Source organism: Paenibacillus tritici (assembly GCF_013204885.1).
In the GTDB taxonomy this organism is placed as follows: domain Bacteria; phylum Bacillota; class Bacilli; order Paenibacillales; family Paenibacillaceae; genus Paenibacillus_AQ; species Paenibacillus_AQ tritici.
On record NZ_JABMKX010000002.1, the window covers coordinates 135,239 to 156,008 of the forward strand.

At 43.8% G+C, this 20,770-nt stretch carries 16 protein-coding genes and 1 tRNA gene; 3 read left to right on the top strand and 14 right to left on the bottom strand.

Going from position 1 to position 20,770, the window contains the following annotated elements:
• Positions 1-61: 61 nt before the first annotated feature.
• The 10 genes from HQN87_RS03665 to HQN87_RS03710 form a co-directional block, all read right to left on the bottom strand.
• Positions 62-934 carry a carbohydrate ABC transporter permease gene (locus tag HQN87_RS03665; protein WP_173127988.1) on the bottom strand — a complete coding sequence of 291 codons (873 nt, stop codon included), beginning with the start codon at positions 932-934 and terminating at the stop codon, positions 62-64.
• A gap of 42 nt (positions 935-976) precedes the next feature.
• Positions 977-1,912 (bottom strand): ABC transporter permease, encoded by a 936-nt coding sequence (locus HQN87_RS03670; RefSeq protein ID WP_254075360.1) that lies wholly within the window; start codon positions 1,910-1,912, stop codon positions 977-979.
• Between the two features lie 278 nt (positions 1,913-2,190).
• Entirely contained in the window at positions 2,191-3,681 is a 1,491-nt protein-coding gene (locus tag HQN87_RS03675) for an extracellular solute-binding protein (RefSeq protein WP_254075347.1), read from the bottom strand.
• 2 nt (positions 3,682-3,683) lie between these two features.
• On the bottom strand, positions 3,684-5,999 hold the full coding sequence (locus HQN87_RS03680; protein ID WP_173127994.1) for an AraC family transcriptional regulator: 2,316 nt from the start codon (positions 5,997-5,999) through the stop codon (positions 3,684-3,686).
• A 176-nt stretch (positions 6,000-6,175) separates the two neighbouring features.
• Complete coding sequence (locus tag HQN87_RS03685; protein ID WP_173127997.1) at positions 6,176-6,520, bottom strand: discoidin domain-containing protein; 345 nt, start codon at positions 6,518-6,520, stop codon at positions 6,176-6,178.
• 60 nt (positions 6,521-6,580) lie between these two features.
• Positions 6,581-7,471: an ROK family protein gene (locus tag HQN87_RS03690; protein WP_173128000.1), complete on the bottom strand. Its 891-nt coding sequence runs from the start codon at positions 7,469-7,471 to the stop codon at positions 6,581-6,583.
• Positions 7,452-9,002: a glycoside hydrolase family 32 protein gene (locus HQN87_RS03695; RefSeq protein ID WP_173128003.1), complete on the bottom strand. Its 1,551-nt coding sequence runs from the start codon at positions 9,000-9,002 to the stop codon at positions 7,452-7,454. The genes HQN87_RS03690 and HQN87_RS03695 overlap by 20 nt, the downstream gene beginning before the upstream one ends.
• Before the next feature lie 93 nt (positions 9,003-9,095).
• Positions 9,096-10,685 (bottom strand): ABC transporter substrate-binding protein, encoded by a 1,590-nt coding sequence (locus HQN87_RS03700; protein WP_173128006.1) that lies wholly within the window; start codon positions 10,683-10,685, stop codon positions 9,096-9,098.
• 48 nt (positions 10,686-10,733) lie between these two features.
• Entirely contained in the window at positions 10,734-11,618 is an 885-nt protein-coding gene (locus tag HQN87_RS03705; RefSeq protein WP_173128009.1) for a carbohydrate ABC transporter permease, read from the bottom strand.
• A 14-nt stretch (positions 11,619-11,632) separates the two neighbouring features.
• Complete coding sequence (locus tag HQN87_RS03710; RefSeq protein WP_173128012.1) at positions 11,633-12,622, bottom strand: ABC transporter permease; 990 nt, start codon at positions 12,620-12,622, stop codon at positions 11,633-11,635.
• A gap of 436 nt (positions 12,623-13,058) precedes the next feature.
• On the opposite strand from HQN87_RS03710, the gene HQN87_RS03715 reads away from it, so the two are divergent.
• The gene (locus HQN87_RS03715) at positions 13,059-14,096 is read left to right on the top strand and encodes a LacI family DNA-binding transcriptional regulator (protein ID WP_173128015.1); all 1,038 of its coding nucleotides are present in this window, start codon (positions 13,059-13,061) and stop codon (positions 14,094-14,096) included.
• Between the two features lie 511 nt (positions 14,097-14,607).
• Here the strand turns inward: HQN87_RS03715 and HQN87_RS03720 are convergent.
• Positions 14,608-16,374, bottom strand: a complete 1,767-nt coding sequence (locus HQN87_RS03720) for a hypothetical protein (protein WP_173128018.1) — start codon at positions 16,372-16,374, stop codon at positions 14,608-14,610.
• Positions 16,375-16,388: 14 nt separating this feature from the next.
• Positions 16,389-17,447: a 3'-5' exonuclease gene (locus HQN87_RS03725; RefSeq protein ID WP_216857134.1), complete on the bottom strand. Its 1,059-nt coding sequence runs from the start codon at positions 17,445-17,447 to the stop codon at positions 16,389-16,391.
• Positions 17,448-17,545: 98 nt separating this feature from the next.
• Here HQN87_RS03725 and HQN87_RS03730 point away from each other — a divergent pair, with 98 nt between their 5' ends.
• Together HQN87_RS03730 and HQN87_RS03735 are read left to right on the top strand one after the other, a co-directional pair.
• Positions 17,546-17,881, top strand: coding sequence for a hypothetical protein (locus HQN87_RS03730; protein WP_173128024.1), 336 nt, complete (start codon positions 17,546-17,548; stop codon positions 17,879-17,881).
• A complete protein-coding gene (locus HQN87_RS03735) occupies positions 17,871-18,938 on the top strand; it encodes a HigA family addiction module antitoxin (protein ID WP_173128028.1) in 1,068 nt (355 codons plus the stop codon). The genes HQN87_RS03730 and HQN87_RS03735 overlap by 11 nt, the downstream gene beginning before the upstream one ends.
• A 1,122-nt stretch (positions 18,939-20,060) precedes the next feature.
• Here the strand turns inward: HQN87_RS03735 and HQN87_RS03740 are convergent.
• Positions 20,061-20,146, bottom strand: a tRNA-Leu gene (locus tag HQN87_RS03740).
• Between the two features lie 144 nt (positions 20,147-20,290).
• Positions 20,291-20,740, bottom strand: coding sequence for a WGxxGxxG family protein (locus tag HQN87_RS32225; RefSeq protein ID WP_254075348.1), 450 nt, complete (start codon positions 20,738-20,740; stop codon positions 20,291-20,293).
• Positions 20,741-20,770: the final 30 nt, after the last annotated feature.

Here is a 20,770-nt window from a genome sequence, read left to right on the forward strand (position 1 = left end):
AACACCCGTGTGATCGGAGATACGGGCATTCATAGCTTGTTGATTTACCTTCCAGACATCCTCAGCCCTTAACCGATCCAAGCATTACACCTTTGGCAAAATGCTTCTGGAGGAACGGATAGACCAGCAGAATAGGAACTGTCGCAAACACGATGACGGCCATCCGTATGGTCAGCGGCTGAATCTCCACGTTGTCAATCGAGGTATCGCCGATGCTGCCCTGCGCTAAAATAACGATCTGACGGAGCAGCACCTGTATCGGGTACAGCCGGCTATCGTTGATATACAGAATGGCGCTGAAGAACTGGTTCCAGTGCCCGACCGCATAAAATAGGCCAAAGGTAGCCATTGCGGGCATCGAGAGCGGAAGCACAATCCGGAACAGCACGCCTACATCGGTGCAGCCGTCGATCCGTGCCGAATCCTCCAGGCCGTCAGGAATCTGCTGAAAGAAATTTTTAAGCACAATCAGGTTAAAGGCGCTGATCGCATTCGGGATCATCAGCGACCACAGGCTGTTTGTCAGACCCATCGCCTTGACTACGAAGTATGTAGGAATCATGCCTCCGCCGAACAGCATCGTGAACAGTACAGCAAGCAGAATAAACTGGCGGCCTCTGAGTGTTGCTTTTGCCAGCGGATAGGCCATAAGCGAGGTGAACAGCAGGTTGATGAAGGTTCCCACTACCGTAATGTAGATGGACACCAGCATGCTGCGGAACAGCGTATCCGTTGAGAAAATATACCGGTATGAGGCCAGCGACCATTCCTTCGGCCACAGAATTAACCCGCCCTTGGCGACTTCCGCCGGACTGGTAAAGGAAACCGCCAGCACATATACAAAGGGCAGTACGCAGATCAGACCGATAAGAATTAACAGCGTGTAATTGGTAATGTCAAAAATCCGGTTACCGATGGTTTTATCTTGAAGCATAGTAGAATACTCCTCCTCCGTTCCTTGTTCATGCAGCGGGGTTCAGTAGACCCCTTCTTCCCCGAATTTTTTGGCCAGCCAGTTGGACCCCAGCACCAGTACTAATCCGACTGCTGATTTGAACAGACCAACCGCCGAACTGTAGCTGTACTGGCCCTGAGTCATCCCTTTGGTATACACGTAGGTGTCGAACACTTCACCCACCTCACGGTTGGTCGGCGTAATCATGAGGAAGATATGCTCAAAGCCCGAATCCAGGAAATTACCCAGCCGCAGAATAAACAGAATGATGATTGTACTGCGTATCGCAGGCAGTGTAATGTGCCACAGCTGACGCCAGCGGCTGGCCCCGTCGATCCGTGCTGCTTCATACTGCTGCAGATCGACACCAGCCAGGGCAGCCAGAAAAATAACCGTTCCCCAGCCGATTTCCTTCCAGATTGATTGGGTGATAATCATCGTCCGGAACCATTCCGCTTCCAGCAGAAAGGCGATTTTGCGGCCGGTAATCTGATATAACAACTCATTTAAAATGCCGTTCTCCGTTGTTAGCAGAATATAAAAGATCCCGACAACCACAACCCAGGATACAAAATGCGGAATGTAGATCAGGGTCTGCACGAAATTTTTGAATTTGGCCCTTCTTACCTCATTAAGCATAAGGGAAAGGATAATCGGCATCGGGAAAAAGAACACCAGGTTGTAGACAGCCAGAATGACCGTATTGCGGAATAACATGCCGAACTGCGGCTCCGAGAAAAAACGTTCAAAATGCTTGAAGCCTACCCAGGGGCTGCCCAGAAAACCTGTGTACGGCTTATAATCCATAAAAGCCATCGATACCCCGTACATCGGGACGTACTTAAAGATAATGAAATAGATGATACCTGGCAGTAGCATCAGATACAGCCACTTATCCCGGATAATATCCCGTAGCAGGGTATCTGCCTTGCCTCTGGGGGCTTTAGTGCCGGGCAGTCCTGCAGAAATTGAGACATTCTGCTTCACCTTTTGTAACCTCCTTATTATCCTGTTTGGTTTCAGGTCCAATCTTATTTCAGTTTGCCGTGACCGGCTATAAGGCTGGGGCAACCTGTTCATTGCTGCAGTTGTCCGGGCGCTGTCCATAAGGGTTACCGGGGATACCAAATCCTGCAGTAACCTTGATATATCCTTTACCGTTAACTCCAGGCAACCATGGTTAAAGCATGAGATAAACAAAAAAGCGGGTGAGATCCGTGATCTCTACCCGCTAATTACTCCGCCGCCCTGCTTCTGTTGGCTAGTTCATATTCACGGCACATCTGACTGCCGCCTGCTTCCTGCCATCTGGACAGCTCCGCCCGCCAGCCCTCTTCATCGATCATGCCCATAATGAATTTGGTCTCTGCATCTTGGATAATAATCTCCAGTTCCTTGCCTTTTTCTCTATAAGTATCCGATTCCAGTGTCAGCGCCGGATTCTCTACGACATATTCCTTGTTCATTTTGCCGATCTCCTGATTCTTCTGGTAAAGCTCAGGCTGACGGACCGGCTTGATGGATTGCTGGTATTCTGCCAGATTGGGCAGCAGATCCCTGTATGGCTTAACCTCTCTCAGATCCAGCGTGCGGTCCAAAATTTCGGCATAATCTCCACTGTCAGACCAATGCCGGTCTTCAATTCCCCTTGTAATCACCATCTGCATCGGAGGATCGAACAACTTGTCGAGAAACTCCAGTATCTGTTTGACCTCCTCCAATGTTTTTACGGAATCCTTGGGGACCGCAAAGAAACCGGCATTGCCCGGCTCACCCGGTAGGCGGTTTCCGTCAGGCCCTGCAAGAAAAACTACATCAACCTCAGCCTCCGGAACCGTCTTAATTAATTTATCCATCCAGCTTTGGGCATTACCTCCGGAGATCTGGATGCCGGCACGTCCTGAATCATAGATTTTGGAGGCTTCGTTATTATCGACAACGATGAAATCGGAATTAATCAGCTTTTCCGTGTATAGCCTTCTGAACAGCTTCATGGTTTCAAAAAATGGCTCCGTCAGGAACTCCGGTATAAACTGGTTGTCCTCCACCAGCCACTTGTTCGGTCCGCCCTGGGATACGGAAATCCGGGTCAGCATCGAGCTGACATCCTGGTTGTATCTTTTATCCAGTACCATACCGTAAGTATCCTGCTTCCCGTTCCCGTCAGGGTCCTCCAAGGTCATGGCGTGCACGACAGTGTACCAGTCCTCCAGCGTAACCGGAACCTTCAAGCCCAGCCTGTCGAACCAGTCCTTGCGGTACTGGATGGTCGCCCGGCCGAGATCACGGACAATGGGGATGCCATAGATCCGCCCTTCCACCGAGATATTGCTGTAATACTGGCTGTCCAGAACCGATAAATGAGCATAATCCTTCAGCATCGGGCCTAACTCCCAGAATTGGCCGGCTTTTATAGTACTGATGTAGTCCGGTGTATAGGCAAGTTTAACCAGCTTGGGGAGCTCACCTGCAGCAATCATCAGCCTCTGCTTATCATCATAAGCAGACATCGGAATCCATTCAATCTGAAGATCGGTATTCGTATAAGCTTCAATAGCCTTCTCTACTGCATTATTGTTGGGCGGCAGCTCGCCGATCAAGGTGGCACCTATGGACAGATAGAAGCGGTCCGGGCCGGAGGATTTGGCTTTGCTTCCATCCACAGGTCCGCAGCCGGCAAGAACAGCAGTCAACATCAGGATACCTATACCACGACAGACGTTCATTTTCATTCCTGGGCTCCATTCATCATATTCTCCCGGTATTGGCCCGGTGTAATCTGATAGGTCTTCTTGTAGCTGCGGATAAAGGAGCTGATATTTTTATATTTTATTTTCTCGCTGATCTCCGATATTCTCATATCTGTCGTCTCCAGCATCTCCTTGGCCATCTTCATCCGGTAGTCTGTCAGAAAATCGCTGAATGAGACTCCGATTTCCCGCTTGAAAATACGGCTTAAGTACACCGGATGATAGCTCAGCAGCTTCGAGTACATTTCCAGCGTAATGTCCTGATCATACTGTTCATGAATCAAGTTCACCAGCCTGTCGGCAATTTTTACGTATTGGATTTTGGAGCTGTCTGACAGCAGTCTGATTATAGGCCTGAAGAGTCTGGATTCAAACCAGTGAATAATCTCCTCCCGGGTCTGCAGCTGAAAGATCTTTCTCAAGCCGCTTTCACCCTCCAGCACCTGCTTGACCGGAATTCCCTGCTCCTGGGCGATCCGCAGAATTCCGGAGGCCAGCTGCAGCAGCATGGTCTGATGCTCATACAGCGGACGGTCCTTATAGACCAGTGTGTCCAGATATTCACCCAGCAGCTCAGAAGCGCTGTCTGGCTGCATTTCTTTGATGGCGTAGATCACCCTGTCTTCCAGTATCTTCAGATGGGAATATTCATAATGACTGTCCGCTGCATGGTTCCCAGTATCGCCGTAATGAATGATAATTTCCGGCCCCAGACTGATCCGCGCCTTCAGAGCATTCAGGCTTTCTGCGTAGGCGTGAGCGGTATCTGTGAGCTGAACATACGGATTGCTGATCCCGATGCTCACCTTAATCTGCAGCACCTTTTCAGCGTTTATCTTGATACACTCTGCAGCTTCATACAGAATATTTCTAACCATCTCTCTATCCTCCTTATCCGTGGCAATCAGAGTAACCTGAGAACCGTTCAGCGTGATCGGCGGGAAGCGGAGCGAAGCAGGCAGCACCTCCTGGGCAATATTGCTGATCGCATAGAGCAGCAGCTCGCGATCCTCCTCCCGGCAGCGGGTTTCCTGCAGATTATCAATCTGCAGGGCAAGCACCCCGAGGCTCCTCCAACCTTCAGGAAAGCCGTATTTATATGAGCGGAATAAATAATCATTTTTGCTGATCTGGCCGGTAAACAGCTTTAATACAAAATATTCCTTCAGGTGACTGGTCTGGCCCATCATCTGCATCTCCAGCTGATCCCGTGATCCTGCAAGGGACTGGAAACTTGACTTGATGTATTCAAGGTCATCCCGCCCGCGGACACTCTGCGGGTCTGAATCCGATTCCCCGTAGGTCCGCGCCACCTTCAGCAGATTACGGATGGGCAGATACATCCTGCGGCTTCCGTACAAAGCCATTGCTACTACGATCAGCAGGATAGCAAGACATACAAGGATCGTGAAGCCGGCGATTTCCCGGGTATCCTTTTTGATCTCTCCGATATCCACTACCGATATATAGGTCCAGCTGTTATAGCCTGAAGAACGGTACATAACAGCCGCTTCTTTTCCGTCCAGCCGGGTATTCAATATTCCTGATGGCCGTTCCGTATCGGAGGTCAGCCGGTTAAGCACCTCTCTGTTAATATCATCATATCGGGTCTTATCCGGTTCAGCAGCCAGAATATCCGCACCCGTCCGGTCCAGAATATAATTCCGGCTGGATGCGTTGGAGGATAACTCCATGACATCCTGGATTTCAGATAAAACAATGCTCACGACCAGCAGTCCCTGCGGTTCATTGGTCCGAGGCAGAATGGGGATTTTGTGCACCAATGTAATCGTTTCCACAGATTCGTACAAATCATCTTTACCGGAAGTCGAGAACCCCGTATACCAGAAGATACTTTTAGGATTTTTGGCATTTTCCAGAAATTCCTGATAGTTCTCCAGTTGATCCAACGGCTTCATTACATTCAGGTTGAGCGCCCAGTTCTGCTCCAGGCTGACCAGATATGCCTGCGTAATAATGGCGTCACTTGATTGCAGATTATACAGCTCCTTGGTTAGCTGGCGGACCGCTTCAAAGTTATATGAAGATAACGGGCTCCTCATGGATTCCCTGACAAGCGAGGAGTTGGCAAACTGGGTGGCCGATTTCTCTGTGGTTTTGAGAATCTGCTCGACACGCATCTGCGTTTGATCCAGCCACTGCATATTCATTTCCTTGACCTTCTTCTCCATATCCCTTGAAGCTGTAGAATAGGAAGCAAAGCCGATAATGATAGTAGGCAGAATGCCAAGCACCAGACTATATGCAAGCAGCTTCAGCAAGTATTTGCTCAACTCTGTTCCTCCTGTCCATCCATTCTATAGAGTAGATCATAATCCCCAGGCAACCTTTATCATCCCAGCTAAAGGCATTTCACACAATATACTCTAGACAACCTCTTTGCCATTTTACTGATTTTCCCTGTATGTCACAGCAGTTCTCACCTCATCAAGATGAGGACTGACCGAGTCTATATCTGGGGATTATTCACCTTCGTCCGTGATATTCCAGACATTAAGCTCGTAAATCGTCCATAGCCGTCTTCCGGATCAGCCAGAACCAGCTTGATAAACCGGGCCTTTTGCTGCGGAAACAGAATATCTATTTGTGCTGAATTCACCTGACCGCACCCCTCAGCAATGGCATCCCCGTAACGGACATCATCATCCGAAACAAACAGCCGGAAGCCGCCGGGGTTGTCCCGGATATCATTATCGATTGTGATTCTATTAAAGCACTGCTCCTCTGCCATATCAACAACAAGCTGAATCCCGTTAGCCTGATAGGAGGACTTGCTTCGTAGGAGACATATCATAAATAAAAAGCCGCCAATCGGCGGCTCTTTATGCATTCTTATTCTAATATGATTCAACTACTAACCAACATTTGTACCTGAATCCAATGCTCTTACTCCCAGCGCTAAGGACCCACACAATCCAGCATTATCGCCGAGCTTAGGGGCGACAATATAATGTTCGATATCCGATACAATAGGCTTAGCACTCACGTATCCATTGAGAATGCTGCCCACCTGCGCCCGGATCATCGGGAATAGCTGAGCTTGCTTCATCACGCCCCCGCCGAGAATGACTTTCTTAGGGGATAACGTCAGGATCACATTCGATATGGCCTGCGCGATGTAGAACGCCTCCATCTCCCATGCCGGGTGGTCTTCCGGCAGTGTATCACCCTTTGCCTTCCATCTTGCTTCCAGCGCCGGGCCGGCGGCCATGCCTTCCAGACAATCGCCATGATAGGGACAATTGCCACCAAAGTCATCGTTCGGATGCCGCCTTGTGAGGATATGTCCACCCTCTGGATGAACAAGTCCATGTACCAGGTTCCCCTCGGTATAGACGCCGACTCCTACGCCAGTCCCGATCGTATAGTAGACGCAGCTATCCAATCCTTGTGCTGCACCCCATGTGGCTTCGCCCAACGCGGCAGCATTGACGTCCGTATCCCAGCCGACCGGAACATCGAAGACCGATTTCAGCGTACCCACGAAATTATATCCGGACCAGCCGGGTTTTGGCGTTGTCGTCACATAACCGTAAGTCGGACTGGATTGTTCGAGGTCGATCGGACCAAATGATCCGATTCCTATGCTATCGACTCTCTTATCGCGGAAGTAGGCGATGACATTCTCCATCGTCTCTTCGGGTCGACGCGTCGGAAAATGAACCCGATCTTCAATCTCCCCTAATTCATTCCCGACACCACAGACAAACTTGGTTCCGCCTGCTTCAATTGCCCCGATACGCATGTGCTTCCTCCTTGACCTCATCTCTCCATATGCTTCCCAGCTCGTTGATCTGGAGCGACACCAGCTTTACGTTTCCGCCTACCGCGTAGAGCTCAAGTCCGTTGCTTGCGGCAGCGGGGAAAATCATGTCCGAGATGACCGCGGTACCCTCACCACCGAACACTTCAATCGAAGACCAATCCAAGAAGATGGACATGCGTATACGGTTATTCACAGGCGTCAGCGGTGCCTGGTGCTTAGCTGCGAAGTCTGGATGGAAATTCGTAGTGCCTGAATTCGTGCGGTCGACAAACAACTCCATGTTAAGGGTATCGTACCCGACCACCGTTTCTTCATCTGCAGACTTTCTAACCTTCATTCCGAACTCCGTTGCAGTTCCAATTTCGAATTCCGCGATCAATTCCGCTCTATCAGTGGTGATGTCCGCCAGCGGATTCGTATCCGGCACCAAGGTTACATCCTCCAGAGCCATAAGCGGTGAACCTATCTTGCTCAATTCTTCTACCGGTTCTTGCACCAGACGAAGGCCTTCCCGATAGGTTCTCAACTTCAACTCCCGTGGAATGGATGCATTTCCCCGCCACTTGTCAGTCGGAAGCATCCCGGCATACCGCCAGTTGTTCATCCAGCCGATCCAGAGCTTACGTCCGTCTCCTTCCGGTATATCGCTCCAGGTGACGGCCGCATAGAAATCGGACCCGAAATCAATCCATTTCACATCATGAACCGAAAGAATAGGCTCGTCGGGTGTAAATGTCTTACCATCGAAGCTGCCGACGAAGTACATCATACCGGAGCCGCCTGCCGGTGGTTCAGGTTCGTTCGGGTTCACTCCATTACAATCGCCTACACTTAGAATGAGCACCCACTTCTTCTGATTGGGATCACCATCGACATGAATCGAGAATAGATCCGGACATTCATAAACGCCGCGATGTGTTCCGATGACGTCAGCGCCAAATGCACTAGCAAATGCCCATTCCTTCAAATTCGGAGAGGTGTAGAACTCCACACGGTCTTGAACAGCCAGAGTCATAATCCAATTAGATGTATCCTCATGCCAGAATACCTTCGGATCGCGGAAATCAAGCGTCGTCTCCGGGAATAAGACCGGGTTCCCTTCATATTTCGTCCAAGTCCGTCCCTTATCTCTGCTGTAGGCGATGCTTTGAACCTGCGGCTTACCTGGCTGCACCTTGTTGTCGTTATTCGTATAGATCGCCACAAGCCCTGAGCCATCCTCATCAAAAAAACCACTAGTGTTATGTGTATCGACTACCGCGCTTCCAGAGAAAATCGCACCGTCCTCACCTGGCGGCAAGGATGCTTCAAGCTCCTCCCAATGGACCAGATCGGTGCTTACCGCGTGCCCCCAATGCATTCTACCGAAATCGGGTTGGCTCGCGAACGGAGTGTGCTGATAAAATAGATGGTACTCATTCTCGTAATATACCATTCCGTTCGGATCGTTCATCCAGTTCTTTTGTGGCGAATAATGATACTGCGGACGGAACTTCTCTGTATAATTCATGTTTCTCCCACTCCTCCAGAATAATAATAGCCGGAGCATGGCCCAGTGCAGCATGAACTCACGCTCCGACGGTATGCATTATAATGTAACTGGCTATTTCCCCGCTCTGTCGTAACCTGTTTGTTTGATTTTCAGCCAATCCTGCATGCCAAGACGATCAAGCTCTTTGATGAATGCGTCCCACTCTTTGTCCACGTTCGCGCCTTGCATCCATTCCGTACGTTTCTTCAGAATATAAGGCCACAGGTCGGCTTCGGTTTGGGTCAGGCGCTCTGATTCCTCTTTGGAGAAAAATACTCTCGGATACATATGCTCAGCTTTCATATCCGGCACATAGATTTTCTTCAGAATATCAATGCGATAGGCCGCATCGTCCGGCATCGTTGTTACCTTACCGTAATAGGAATCGAGAATAGCTAACGGTCCGCCAGCGCTTGTTTTGACGCGCAGCTCGTTCGGTGAAGCACCGTTCAGCGGCAAGTGCTTCAGCATTTTAGTAGCTTCGTCCATTTCAAAAATATTCTGCTGCGTTTCGTCGCCATAAGTTCCCCAATTGTTCTGTACAGACTGGGACGGATCATACATTGCGTCTATCCATTTAATCGTCGCTTCGATGTTCTTGTTATCGGCTGTGAGCACCATTCTGCCGCGGTCAAATCCCATACCGTTCGCACGGGCTACATTCTTCCAGCCGTTCGGCCCTTCCAGTGCCGGCATCGGTTCAAACGGACTGTCCATGCCGCTCACATTCGCCTTGTCCCAAGTGAAGTACAAACCGTAGCGGTCATCTTTAGCTTTGGCTATAAATTTGTTCCAGTCTTGGGTAATGAATTCCGGATCGATCAGACCCGCTGCGTACAGCTCCTGAAAGTACTTCATACCTTCCTTATAGCCCGGCGCCAATACGGCATTGTTCACCTTGCCGTCATTGTCGACCAGCGTCAGATCCCCGTTAAAGCCAGCTCCGAAGGAACCGAGAAGGAAGCTTAGATCCTCGTTGGCCCCGTCATCATTAATAAAGGAAACCGGAATCTCGTCGGCTTTGCCATTGCCATTCGGATCCTTTGTTTTGAACGCGATCAACACTTGTTTCAGTTCTTCCGTCGTCTTTGGCATTTGCAGGCCAAGCTTATCCAGCCATGCCTTGTTAATCCACGGAATATTGTTGACAGAGTGAATACTCTCCTTGCCTTCACCAAGCTCCTCAATCCAAGGGAATGCGAGGATGTGCCCGTCCGGTGAAGTCATCATACCTTTGTATTGGGGTGCCTGCTCCAGCACCTTACTGAGGTTCGGCATTTTCTCAGGCGTAATGTATTCCTCGACAGGAATGATGGTGCCGTCATTGGCCAATTTCAACAAATCGAAATCACTCAGGCCGGCGTTGAAAAGCGCATCCGGAAGCTCACCTGTAGCCAAAGCCAGATTCCGCTTCTCGACATAAACATCCTCCGCATAGACTTTCCAGTCAATATGAATGCCGGTCTTTTCTTCCAGGCGTTTGAAGATCAGCTTCTCATTCGGGTCTTGAGGAGCAAGCGGTGAGTTCGGCGTCATGAAGGTTAGAGTTTGATCACCGGAATCCCCCTTTTCTTTGTCGCTTCCTTTATCGCTGCTGCATCCCGTAATTGCCATAACAGCCGTCAGAGAAATAATGGATACTGTTTTCTTAAGATGTTTCATACTAATTCTCCCCTTTTAAATGTCTTCATTTAAATAACTGTAGGCTCTCTACTTGAGGGAACCGACCATGACACCTTTTTCGAAGTATTTCTGGAAGAAAGGATACATTACAAGAAGCGGAAGACTGGAGACTACGATGGCTGCATACTTCATCAATTCAGACAATCGCGCTAACTCAGCCTGTTCCTTAATAGAAGAGACAATATTCGGATCAACCTTGTTCAGAATCAGAATACGCCGAAGTACGAGCTGCAGCGGATATTTGTCTTGATTCTCCAAGTAGATCAGAGATTGAAAGAAATCGTTCCAGTGACCCACGAAAGCATATAACGCAAGGACAAATACGATAGGCTTGGAAAGCGGTATGATAATACTAAAGAAAATTGTGAAATCCGAGGCACCGTCAATCTTAGCCGCTTCGTTCATTTCCTTTGGCAAGCCCCGGAAGAACGTCCGGGCCAGAATAATGTTCCAGACGCTCACTGCACCCGGGATCACGAGCGCCCAGATGGTATCAAGCATGCCCAGACTCTTCACCACGAGATAAGTCGGGATCAGACCACCGCCAAAGAACATGGTGATAATGAAAAGCGTCATAATTACTTTTCTTCCTACGAAGTCGTCGAGCGCCAATGGATATCCTGCAAAGACGCAGACAGAAACCGTTATCACTGTGAAAACGGAGGAATACAGCAACGCGTTCAGGAATCCACCAATGATTTTGTCATCCGATAAAATCATTCTGTATCCCTCAAGGCTATAATCTGAGAAGTCGAAGGATAACCCCTTATTCAGAAGTGCCGTCGGTTCCATGAACGAAGCCACGACCATATAAATCAGCGGACCAATAATCGCTACAACGAGGAGAACTAGCAGGGTGAAGATAACACCGAGCACGACCTTGTCCATCTTAGTTGGTTTAATACTGTCCATGATGATCTCCTTTCCTATACAATTCCATCGCCATCGTTAACCCGTTTCACGATAAAATTCACCGTAAACAGCATAATGAGGTTAATGACGGTATTAAACAATTCCACGGCAGCGGAGAACGAATAGTTCGCCTGCTGGAAGCCGATCCGGTAGACATAAGTACTGATTACATCCGATTTCTCCATGTTCATCTCGTTCCACATCAGAATGGCTTTGTCACCGCCGCCGGCCATAATGCCGCCTGCCGCGAGAATGATCATAATCGCAATAACCGGCCTGATCGTTGGTAAATCTATATGGCGTATACGCTGAAGCAGGCTTGCACCGTCAAGTGTCGCCGCATTGTGCAGCTCCGGATCCACATTGGCCAATGCAGCCACATAGATAATGGACGCCCATCCAGCCCCCTGCCAGATTCCGGAGAGGATATACATCGGACGAAAATATTCCGGTTCTGACATGAACGAGAGCGGCATCCCGCCAAAGGCCACCACTAATTTATTGACCGGGCCTGTTGGAGAGAATAAGACAAAGAGCATACCCACAACAACAACAACAGAAATGAAGTTCGGCGCATATAAGAACAATTGAATGTTCTTTTTCATCGCGGCCTTGCGTACCTGATTCAACATTAATGCCAGAATAATCGGCACCGGGAATCCCAGTAAAAGACCGTAAATGTTCAACTGAAGTGTATTGAATAACAATTGCTCAAAATTGGGTGCATTAAAGAATCGTTCGAAGTGATGAAACCCAACCCAGTCACTCCCCAAAATACCCTTGCGAAAGCTGTAGTCTTTAAAAGCGATCAAAACACCATACATAGGAAGATATTTAAAAATAATAGTCAATACGACTGCGGGAAGCACAAAAAGGTAAAGCCAATAGTTGTTCTTGATATACCTGAGTTTCTCCATAAGTCCTATGCGATTCCGGGCTTCCGGTCTTTTATTTTGTGTAATTCCAGAAGTTTGTTGCAACTTCTCCTCCCCCTCAATACTCATTTGCAAAACATAAATGTGATTTTGGATACTTCTCGCGCGAAAGTAAGTGCTTCCATAAGTCACTGTCAACGGCTTAGCAAATTCAATTTACAACATCACGGTTACTTCGTCAAGACTTTTTATGAATACAAAAGTAAACATATGCACATAACAAAAACACCATTTCATTTTAATAACGTAAAATTCATTGTTTTTTCTACATAAAACAACAAAATAATAGTTTTATATTACGAAAAATCCATAAACGGGTGAATGCACACCGTCCAATTTACTTGTGCATTTGTTTACTTTTGAACAAAATGTAAACCTTATTAATCTTTCTTTTTACTTTTTATCCATTTGTTCATTTGTAACAATTAAGTTGACAATTACATTAATTTATACTACGATTATTGTGGTTGAGAACGCATTACTTCTGCTAAAGGAGCCATTATCTTTGAACAAAGAAAAAGTAACCATTCAAGATATAGCCGATTCGCTTGGACTTTCTAGGAATACTGTATCCAAAGCATTAAATAATAATCCCTCTATACCGGATGAGACACGCAGCAAAGTGGTTAGGAAAGCTATTGATATGAATTACAAGCAGTTCGCCTTGTTCGAACAAGAAGGCACTCCTGCCAAAAAAACCGGCAATATCGCCCTGCTTACTGCAAATATGCCGAACAATTCACATTTTGGCACGTCACTGCTAAGCGGCCTCGAACAAAAAATCAGCTCCGAAGGCTTCAATTTGTCGATACATATCGTTCGGGAGAATGAACTCGATTCGTCGGCTCTTCCTGTCAATTTCGACAAAAGTAAAGTAGATGGCATTGTCTGTATCGAATTGTTCGACAAGAGCTACTCGGAGTTTATTACGTCATTCGGGATCCCGACATTATTCATTGATGCTTCAGCAGAACTGACGTTTTCAGAGATGAAGGCAGATCTGCTGCTGATGGAGAACATCCACAGTACTTTCAGTCTAACGAAGAAGCTCATTGATGAAGGAATTACGGAGATCGGGTTCATCGGCGATTCACGCCATTGCATGAGCTTCAACGAGCGTTGGGACGGGTTCACCAAAGCCATGTATACCGCCCGGATTGATCTTGATGAATCCTTCTGCATTCTTGAAGACGACCGGTATATCGCTGACTATAAGTGGCTTAAGCAGCGACTAGCGAGCATGACTAATCTTCCACCCGCGTTCGTATGCGCCAATGACTACATCGCGATTAATGCTATTCGTATCTTAAAGGACCTGAATATCCAAATTCCTGGTGAGGTTAAGGTCTGCGGATTCGATAATTCCCCGGAGTCGCGAATCGTCGAACCCCACTTGACCACCGTTCATATCCACCGGTCCGAAATGGGCTTCCTTGCTGCCGAGATGCTTCTGTCCAAAATCGAAAATCCCAACAGACCTCCACTGGTTACGCATGTGAAGACGATGCCGGTTTTCCGGCAATCGACGGGTGATGTGGAGTAGGCAGTAGAACAATTCCGTGGGATATGCGTTGGTAGACGAGGAGTATTGAACTTGTCAGAACATGTTCTTTGCTAATTACGGCAAGGAACCTGTCATTCCACGATCTTTGGTTTGTAAAACAAATAAGGGTTCCAGTTCTAATGAGCTGGAACCCTTATTGTTGTTGTGCTGGGGACGGGGAAGAATTCGTACGGTACTTAGGTACCGCAGATTTTAAGTCTTGAAGTGGTCTTCGTAGAACCTTTTCTATACTACCGAAAGATCGAGCATAAAGCCTTTTCCCATACGGGTTTAAGGCACTTTTTTGTGTTCCATACTCTCTGCGTTCAGAGGTTTGGATATGCACCATGTTAGCAAACAGATTTGAGCATGGTCTTCTTGCGCTCTACTCATTTTATTACTTTGAAAATTTGGCCATTTAAATGCACCTAAGATGAAACCTTTAGGCATTCACAGGCTTCTATCCTCAAATAAAGACTTATAGTAGACTTACTTTATATATCTATTTGGATTATTTCTTTAATTGCATAACATAAGAATATAACTGCTTATAATCATCAAAATTCAATTCTAAATTTTTATTCTTCACTTCTTTTTTATAACTAAACACTGGATAATCACCTTGACAATAAGATTTATTTAAATGCAATTCATCTAGCATTGTTTTGAAATTATCTTTCTCTTGTATAGTTACATAATTTTTATGGACCAAATAAATATATAGATTAGTATCGGAGTTAATTGTCTTAAAAAGCATCGTAATACCTTTAATGTCTTGGTTTAGAAACGCATCAGTATCATTGTTTATTTTTAAAGGACTTGGCTTTTTTAGATACCTTCGAATTGCTTTAGCACTTTTAATGTAAGATAATTCTTCAATTAATTTTCTTTTTAAATAAAACTCTTCATTATTTTTGGTATTGAGTAAGTGCATGTCATCATTTTTTTTATTATTTATAAAGTTATTTGTAAGATTATTTTTGATGATTTTAGAATTATTAGTTTCTAATTGTTTATGTAAATGATTTAATTCCTTATCAATTTGATTAAACAGTTTCGAATTATTTCCATCCAACAACTCATAAGTTACCCTTCTGCTCAGACCAGAAAAACCAAAGAATGCCCCCAAAAAAGAATATGAAATATATTCATCATCAACATTCCTATCTTTCATATAGGTTTCCATTTCATCAATGTTATTGCATTTCATCAAAAAAATCATAAAACTTTTTAAACTTAACGAATGAATCTGTTCAATGTTCATTTCGGTAATTCGATCGGCAACTTTTTTTTGTATTGCGTCAATATCAGATCTATATTCGTTAACATCCCCTAACTTAAGTAATAATTCATTTTTAACTTTGGAAACTAATTGTTCTAATTCAGTGTGGCCGACTTCTCCAACTTTTGATTTAGGATATTGAAGAATAGTGTTTAATATAATTTCAAAAGCTTTGTTTTCTAACTCATTTGCTCCAAAAACAGGTTTTAGAGAGAGCAATTTATTATCCCTTATATGTTCTATTGGGAAAAGATCTAACTGAATATTTTTCACGGAATTTTTTTTTGATTGCTTCTGTACGTAATTTAATAATTCAGTTGTGTCAAGCATAAGTTGATTACTTAATAGTATAGTTTGATTTAGCTTCTCTCGATAATTCTCGAATAAAGAGATGTACATTTGATTTTTTTTATACTCACTTAACCACCCTTTTGAAATCCAAGCATAGAGAAAACCTTTTATGTTATTAAAAATTTTATCATTCTTTAAATTCTCATCAATATTTTCATTAAAAGATAAGATTTCCTGTAAAGCGGGTTTATTAAATAATTTTACTTGCTGGCCTTCAATAACACTCATATTATATTTATATTTTTCGACAAGTTTGGTTTCGTCAACTAATCGAGACTTTATTAAAATCTTGTTTAATACACTTTCTGATAGAAACAAAAATGATACGTTGTTAGTGTTAAAATAAATAGTTTTGTTAACAGTATAAATATCATCATCTATCCTACAGAATCCATCCTTTTCCGGTTCACATTCCAACTCAATAATAAGTGGATATTCTTCATACTCTGAATCTTGGTTTTTAAGTAGTTCAAAAGAAGGAATTGAGGTAAACCACGTAAGGTAATTATCATCGATATTCCATTCTGTTACAAAGTGTCTCTTTGTTCCAAAAATTCTATCTGAATAAAACTTCTTAGGTGAAATGCTTTCAGTCGCAAAAAAATCATTGAAGTTTAATGAGCTTGTTGGAAAATATAAATGCATGATTTATTACCTCCTCACATTTTATGGTAAGTATATAAGTTTTTGTTGCTTGGGATTCGTTTTATATAAGGCGAAAGACTACTAGCAGTGTAAGTAACCGTGAGATCTACACTAGCTCTAGTCAATGCAACATACAAAGCTTCTTGCATCCTATATTTTTGGCCACCATTAACATCACACATAGGAAGTATAACGTGATCAAATTGAAGTCCTTTAGAGCTATGATAAGTCATTATCTTGGGTTTAGGTTTTGGTGTAAAAAAATCTAAATTCTGATACGTTCTATCTCTTCCATTTACTTTTTTATCATATTTATATTCCACAGTTAACCCAATAGATGAAAAATAATTCACCAATTGTTGTACCCTCTCATTTGTATTTACAAGGATGCCAACATCAAGCCACCCTTCATTTCTAATCATATTAGCTATGTAGCTCATTTCATTTAGCTCTGTGCTAAATTCTAAAATCACGGGTTTAGTTCCATCTTGTTTAACGCAACGGCTTACAATATCTGTTGGTATTGAAGAAACGTATTGTGCAAATTGTGCGATTTGTATAGGTAACCTGTGATTATATTTCAGTGTCTTAAAATTACTACTTGGAATGGCAGCGAAATTTTTAACATCTTCTAAAAGTGTCCCTTTTTTATATAACTTCTGTGCGTTATCCCCAAAAAACAATATATACTTGTTAGCCATGGATATTAATTTTTCCAGTTGCTTTAATGTTAAATCCTGAACCTCATCTACGATAATGTAATCTGCTTGACCGTAGCCTTTATTATCTAATTGATCAACAGTACAAACACAATCAGGAGACAATTCTAAACTTGAAATTCCATCCTTTATAAACGCTTCTAAAGTCTTTGTAAACATAACTAGTAAATAAGTTCCTTCATTATTGTCTTGAATCTCCTTTGCCTTGTGCAAAGCTAGTATTGTTTTTCCACTTCCAGCACAACCGTCAATTACATAGTTGTCAGGTCGAAGCGTCCTAACTTTGTATTGATCCTCATCCAATTCTTCTTCCCTTACCATCCAACGCCTTTTAATGAGATTTTCATCCATCATTTTTATCTCCATAGTTTAATTTAATTACAACTACTCTAAAGAATATGATATCATATAATTAACCAAATTGGTTAATAATTTATACAAGGAGAATACTTGTGGAGGTTCGTTATCTTAGTGAAAAAGAAGAAGAGAACTATCAAAACATTAAATATTTAAGAAAAAAACATGGGGAAATTATGGCAAAATCAATTCAAAACAGAATTTCACAAATTGAATCATTAGACTCGGTAGGAGTATTATTAGACACAAAAATTGGAAAGGCGCATATGTTGGATCATGAATATAAATATCATATTGGACTTAATTTAACGGGAAATTATAGGTTGATAATTAAGCCTGTGTACGAAGAACACACTGATTTTTCAGAACTCAACTTACATACTATTTTTATTGTTACTATCATGGAGGTGAAGGATTATCATGGGAAATAAATTTCAACCAAGTATTGCAATACCTCCTGGTGTTACTATACAAGAAATTATTGATGATAGAGGAATGACTCAAAAAGAACTCGCAGAAAGACTTCAAGTTACACCAAAACACATTAATAAATTGATTAAAGGCACAGCTTCTTTAACCTACGATATGGCATTGAGGCTTGAAAGTGTTTTAGGTATTCCATCTTCATTCTGGAATAATCTCGAAACAAAGTATCAGGATACTTTGGCAAGAATGCAAGCATTACCGCAGTTAACTGAAGAAACACAACTATTAAAAAAAATCCCTTATGATGAGATGTCTAATAAAGGTTGGATTCCTATGGCTAGCTCATCAATAGAAAAAATCAAAAATTTAAGATCGTATTTTCGTGTGGTTTCACTTGACTGTTTACCTACTGTTGAAGCAACAGCATTTAGAAAGTCTGAAGCTTTTAATGCTAATGAATATGCATTAGCAGCATGGATTAATCAATGTGAATTTGAAGCTCAAGAAAATTCAGATATAAATTCTTATAATGCAGAGAAATTAGCTGATCTATTACCTAAAATTAGACGACTTACGACTCGACCTCTAAAGTCTTCCTGGAAAGACTTAGTTATATTATGTGCTGAAGCCGGAGTTTCCTGCGTCATGGTTGAAGCGTTATTAAAAACACATGTTAATGGAGCAACTAAATGGCTTTCCAATGACAGGGTTATGGTCGCTCTCACTACAAGAGGGAAATATGAGGATATCTTTTGGTTTACATTCTTTCATGAAATTGGTCATGTATTTCAAAACAAAAAAAATATTGTCTTTATCGACATTGAAAATGATGAAGTAGATCAATTAGAAAAAGATGCAGACAAGTTTGCAATGGATTTTTTAATACCGCAAGATAAATACTCTTCATTCCTAAAACAAGCAGATTTTCTAGATATTAAAAAAATCCGTGAATTCTCCATTGAACTTGGAGTAAATATCGGAATTGTTATTGGTCGATTAATGAAAGAGAAATATATTGATTTTGGAGATGCCAAGTATCAAAGATTAAGACAAAAGATCTGATTATTGCATTTTGGTCAATCTCTAAAAAGAAAAATTACGGAGGAGATATTTGCAGTGGGGGAGCGTGAGCGAAATACTTAAATTTAATCATTTATAGAAGGATAACTGCCAACATCTACCGAAATTGCGACAGGAACTTCACTTGTACAATCTATATAACTAATATCTTGGTTTCTAATTTGAAAAATTGAGATAAAAAATCTATTTTTTTGAACCAAAAATAATCTGAAAAGGAACGTATAGCTGAAGGGTAATTTGGAACTGGATGAGCGATGAAGCCTGCTTTTGTCTTTGGATTTCTAAAGAGAACAGAAGTTTAATATAGGAAATCCAAAGACATTAGTGGCTGAAGTTAAATGAATCAGTCTAATCCCACGGTATTTGAGACGAAATAGTTTTTGATAAGTAGACCCTTAGCTTTTATTCAGCTTGTAAAAATCTATCCTCTTAAAACAAAGTGTTACCATCCCTCCTATTACCTCGAGTAAGCCTTTAAAAATCTTCTTTAATTTCCAATCTTTATCCATCAAAATGATCAGCAATTTTTACTTGGGATCTTATGCCTATTAGCTTTTTTATATCATCTACCTCATCAAAAATTCTGTCATTTCAAATTGAGGAAAAAGCCAATAGCATGACTCAGATATTAAAAAACACCTACCAACATCCATATAAATCCAACCCTATAAAACCAGCCTATCTGTATTTGTCAACTGGGCCGCTACCCCATTTTGATTGATAGATACCTAGAGTTAACAATAAACGAGAAGAGCAGCACCTCTCCTCGTTTATTTTGCAGTCCCTGAAAGGAGTTGAAATTCAGGACCAATGTAACCGTATCTTACCGAAGATCGACGCTAATTAGCCGCTGCTATAGCCTCAACCGACCACTAATCCGTATCCGGCTTGAAAGGATGTATCGTGAACTGTTAATAATCCTATTTATAAACAGCTCCTTCTGGAAAGCAGTGAGTGCTTCTGGCAACTTAGGATTGCTCTGCCAAAGGAGCAGCAACAAGCTTCACTTAATTCGATTCTTCATTTACATTATCCTTTTTCTGTTCTGTATGTATAGAAAAGGCGCATTCGGTTGAATGCGCCTTTCACTACTATTAATATGGATGCCGAGGACGGGGGTCGAACCCGTACGGTACTCACGTACCGCAGGATTTTAAGTCCTGTGCGTCTGCCTGTTCCGCCACCCCGGCATGTTATTGCGCGTTCTTACGCGACAAGAAATATAATAGCACGTATTAGGTGGATACGCAATAAATTTTTCCTGTTTTCCCTGTGCTCAAAAAAATAGCCCGGTCAGCCAAAGCTGATACGGGCTTGTTGTCCACGGCCAAATCCTAGTGGCGGTCGCGCTCACCGGTTCTGCTGCGCATTCCAGCAAGACCGAGAAGGCCGAGCAGGCCGAGCCAGCCCCAGTTGGAGCGGTTGTCGTTATTGTCTGTGGCGGTCGTACTCTGCGCCCGATATCTGCCGGTAGTCGTGTTGTTCGACAGCGGAGAGACGGAGCTGTTGTCTCCGGTACGGATTTTGTCCTTCATGATGTTTTCGGTCTTGTGCATGGAATCTCTGGTCTCATTCATCAGGGTGTTGCCCCGGTTGTCCATCGTCCGGTCATCCATATTCCCCATGTTGCCCATATTACCCATTCTGCCATCTGTCGTTGTGCTGTTCATTCCCGGTGGTGTAGTTGTGCTCATACCGCCTGCTGCTGCGGAGATGTCACCGGCTCCGAGCAGACTCATGGACAGGACTGTACCGCAGGCAAGGCTTGTGATCAGCTTGTTCAAAATGTTGTGCCCCCTTCAAGGATGTGGTTT